3 protein-coding genes and 1 pseudogene are annotated in these 3,745 nt (G+C 35.6%); 2 read left to right on the top strand and 2 right to left on the bottom strand.

Annotation, left to right across the window (positions count from 1 at the left end):
• Window positions 1-1,056: 1,056 nt before the first annotated feature.
• Window positions 1,057-1,959 (bottom strand): annotated as a pseudogene (locus AC1DRF_RS19305) (AraC family transcriptional regulator).
• A gap of 190 nt (window positions 1,960-2,149) precedes the next feature.
• Here AC1DRF_RS19305 and AC1DRF_RS19310 point away from each other — a divergent pair.
• Window positions 2,150-3,130, top strand: coding sequence for an aldo/keto reductase (locus AC1DRF_RS19310; protein WP_477741424.1), 981 nt, complete (start codon window positions 2,150-2,152; stop codon window positions 3,128-3,130).
• A gap of 104 nt (window positions 3,131-3,234) precedes the next feature.
• On the opposite strand, the gene AC1DRF_RS19315 is transcribed toward AC1DRF_RS19310, so the two are convergent.
• Window positions 3,235-3,405, bottom strand: coding sequence for a hypothetical protein (locus AC1DRF_RS19315; RefSeq protein ID WP_427076995.1), 171 nt, complete (start codon window positions 3,403-3,405; stop codon window positions 3,235-3,237).
• A gap of 69 nt (window positions 3,406-3,474) precedes the next feature.
• On the opposite strand from AC1DRF_RS19315, the gene AC1DRF_RS19320 reads away from it, so the two are divergent.
• Complete coding sequence (locus tag AC1DRF_RS19320; protein WP_427076994.1) at window positions 3,475-3,705, top strand: hypothetical protein; 231 nt, start codon at window positions 3,475-3,477, stop codon at window positions 3,703-3,705.
• Window positions 3,706-3,745 lie beyond the last annotated feature (40 nt).

Here is a 3,745-nt window from a genome sequence, read left to right on the forward strand (position 1 = left end):
CAACAAATTCTATCTACTCACCTTTCCCCTATCAAAAATTTATGATATCGCATAAGTGGCATAGCTATTTGATGCTCCAACACATCAAATAAAATGAATAAGTACATACATATCTCTATTTATTATAGCTATTCATAATAAAGCTTCTTTATTTAATCTTTGTTATAAATAAAGGGTGCATGTAATCCAAAAAACCCCTGTTAGCTTTACTGAATTATAAATAGGCTATTGGGATATTCTATTTAAGGAAGAAGGAAAACAAGTTATTGATTACAACTAATCATTACAAAGCTTCTTACATTTGGGATGAGGTGTCTACAGCAGGCATATTTCAGAAAACCTTATTGTAAATCGATGTATGTTTGATTCATAAGGGGATGGTAGTCATGARCGTAGTAAGAATATATATAATGGGTAGACAATAAYRTTCATTTATMACTATRCAAATGAGGTGTTTGTCCCAGACCAAGAACGATTTCGTTCACATTGTATATTTTTTAGTTCAATGCTTAAATGAGGTGTTTGTTAAAGAGAATATACTTTTTCAAGTTACTGTTTCATTAGGCAATGGAATTACGTAAATGAGGTGTTCCTTAAAGATCATATGCTGCATTAAACGCTGATTTTTCCTTCTTCACATGACGGGATGCATAATCGTTTGCATCTCGTTTTTGTTATATATAATATGTACAGTATACTTATTTATTTGTATGTAAGGCTTCAATAAAGGTGAAATTGATTTGTTCTATTTGCTCTTCTGTTAAAACAGGTTGAGCTACTTCTACTTGCTTATTTATCATTTCTTTTAACCCTCTGTATTACTCTGGCATASTGGCGAATGGACGCCATTTTTTCATTTTATCAAGATTCACTAAAAAAACCTTTTGTTTTAATGGTTTTTACTCCTTTAGCTATGTGTACATGGATAATTATTTTTTTAAGCTTTCTTCCATTAAAAATCCAGATTGTTGAAAATCTTAAAAATACTATTTTTTATCGAACTAAAGCACCCTTTAATTTAAGTACCACCTTTTACAACCTACAGTCTCTCTTTATTTAAACGTAGTGTTCTCTCATTCGCTTTATATCTACTCTAGGTGGAAAGCCAAACATTCGGGAATATTCTCGACTAAATTGCGATTGACTTTCGTATCCGACCCTGAATGCGACATCAGCTACATCTATTGACTCAGCTAATAGCAAGCGCCTTGCTTCCTGCAATCTCAGTCGTTTTTGAAACTGAATGGGACTCATTGCCGTTACACTTTTAAAATGTCGATGTAGTGATGAAACACTCATATTTGCTATTTCAGCAAGCTCTTCAATACGAAAAGACTCTTCATAATTATTGATGATATGATCTATAACCTCTCTTATTCTAGAGGCATTGCTACCTTCTAATGCCATTTGTTCAAGCGCTTCGCCATGTGGACCTTACAAAATCCAATAAAGAATTTCTTTTTTTAATAATGGAGCAAGAACAGGGATATGTTTTGGATTATCTAGCAAAGATGCTAACCTTACTACTGCGTCCAGCAAAGATGGTTCTATTTTACTAACATACATAGCTCGTTTTGCATTCTTTCCTTGGCCAATTTTAATATCTGTGCTATTTAAAACCTCTAAAACCTGACTAGAAGTAAATTCAAGTTTGAAGGCTAAATATGGGGACTCGGCTGAGGCTTTGATGACTTGACCTGTAACTGGCAAATCCACTGATGCCACAATATAATGACCAGGACCGTATAAAAAGCGTTCCTCTCCCAATAATACCTCTTTCTCTCCTTGTAGGATCATGCAAAAAGAGGGGGCGTTTACTCTGGAAATGGGTTCAGTAATAATGGATTCGCGGATGAGAAATAAAGATGGAATAGTAGTAGGGTGAACACCGTCCTGCTTTGAAAGGCGTTCAATGAGTTTAGCAAGTTGATCTTGCTGTTTGTAGGATTTCTTGAACATCACTTATTCTCCTTTTCTTCATTTTTGGTTCATTATACCGGATATTCATTAAATGAGTAAGAGGATTTGAGAGGATTAGGCAAAAACTTGATAGTAATGTGCTAAGGGTTTCTTTATTATTTATGACATAATTAACTTTAAATAAGTCACGATAAATGTGACAAATAACTAAGAGAGAGGGAGCAGTTAAATGGAGTATGTAAAACTTGGTAATACAGGATTAGATGTATCTAGGATTTGTCTTGGATGTATGGGTTTTGGGGATGCTAACAAATGGCTTCATCAATGGGTGCTTAATGAAGAGGACTCTCGCTCCGTTATAAAAAAATCCCTCGACTTAGGGATTAATTTTTTTGATACAGCAAATGTATACTCACTAGGGACAAGCGAGGAATATCTTGGACGAGCTCTTAAGGATTATGCTAATCGCGATGAAGTTGTAATAGCAACTAAAGTACACGGACAAATGCATGGAGGTCCAAACGGATCTGGTCTTTCCCGAAAAGCAATTATAAGTGAAATCGATAAGAGTCTTAAGAGGTTGGAAACTGATTATGTAGATCTTTATATTATCCATCGCTGGGATTACAATACCCCTATTGAAGAAACGATGGAAGCATTACATGACGTGGTGAAGACTGGAAAAGCAAGATATATTGGCGCTTCTGCCATGTACGCTTGGYAGTTCCAAAAGGCATTACATGTGRCTGAAAAAAATGGTTGGACTAAGTTTGTGTCCATGCAAAATCATTTAAATCTAATATACCGTGAAGAGGAACGAGAAATGTTACCTCTTTGTAAGGAAGAGAAAATTGGTGTCACTCCATATAGCCCTCTTGCATCAGGGAGATTAACACGTGACTGGTCAGTAACAACAAATCGTTCCGAGACAGATCAAATTCAAAAATCTAAATACGATGCAACTGCGGATGCAGATCGATTGGTTGTGGAACGAGTAGCATCCATCGCAGAAAAACAGGGTATTCCCCGTACACACATCGCACTTGCCTGGTTACTACAAAAAGAACTAGTAGCAGCTCCTATAATTGGTGCTACGAAAATATCACATCTTGAAGATGCTGTAGGTGCTTTATCGATTAAGCTAACACCTGAAGAAATTGCGTTTCTTGAAGAGCCCTATGTACCACACTCAATAGTTGGTCATAATTAATAATGTGAAAGCTTATTATAAGGCATCCCCCTCATTTCCTTATTCAGGAAGTGAAGGGGATGATTTCTAACGTTTTTTTAATACTTCTCATAAAATCTTCTCCGTTAGGCTTTATGACTTCTTACAACGCCGTTTCGATAACGAGCTGTTGAATAAGGAAGGTGACTAGACGCACGTAGTACACTATTCTTTCCATACAGAAGCCGAATTTCATCAATTGTTTTTGCAAGAGTATAGGCTCTTTCACGCTGATCGATGTCCTCAAATAAGCTCATTTGCTCCTCTTCTTGAATGCTTGTGTTGGATAATGAAATGCCAATGGAGCGAATGGAAATAACAGTTTAATGAAAGCTAAGGAGTTGGCTTATATTATGCACAGAAGCACGAATATTTTACCCTCTTTAGAGGCATTAGAAAATTCTAAAGATTACTCTATAGAGGAAATAAAAAAACTTATTCAAGAGTGTCCATTCGTTACTGATGATGAAATGAACTTTATTAGTGAAGCTCTAGAGGATTACTCAAAATGTCGGTGGATACCCTTTATTTGTGTTATTGTACCAAGTTTTGAATAAATATTAAGACGTTTGTATTCAGCAATTGAAGGAACAAACA

The sequence above is a fragment of the Priestia sp. P5_B4 genome (assembly GCF_056400385.1).

What these genes read in the sequence shown, in the direction of transcription:
- AC1DRF_RS19315 (WP_427076995.1), bottom strand. Translation starts at nt 3,405, where the DNA reads ATGAGCTTATTTGAGGACATCGATCAGCGTGAAAGAGCCTATACTCTT.
- AC1DRF_RS19320 (WP_427076994.1), top strand. Translation starts at nt 3,475, where the DNA reads ATGAAAGCTAAGGAGTTGGCTTATATTATGCACAGAAGCACGAATATT.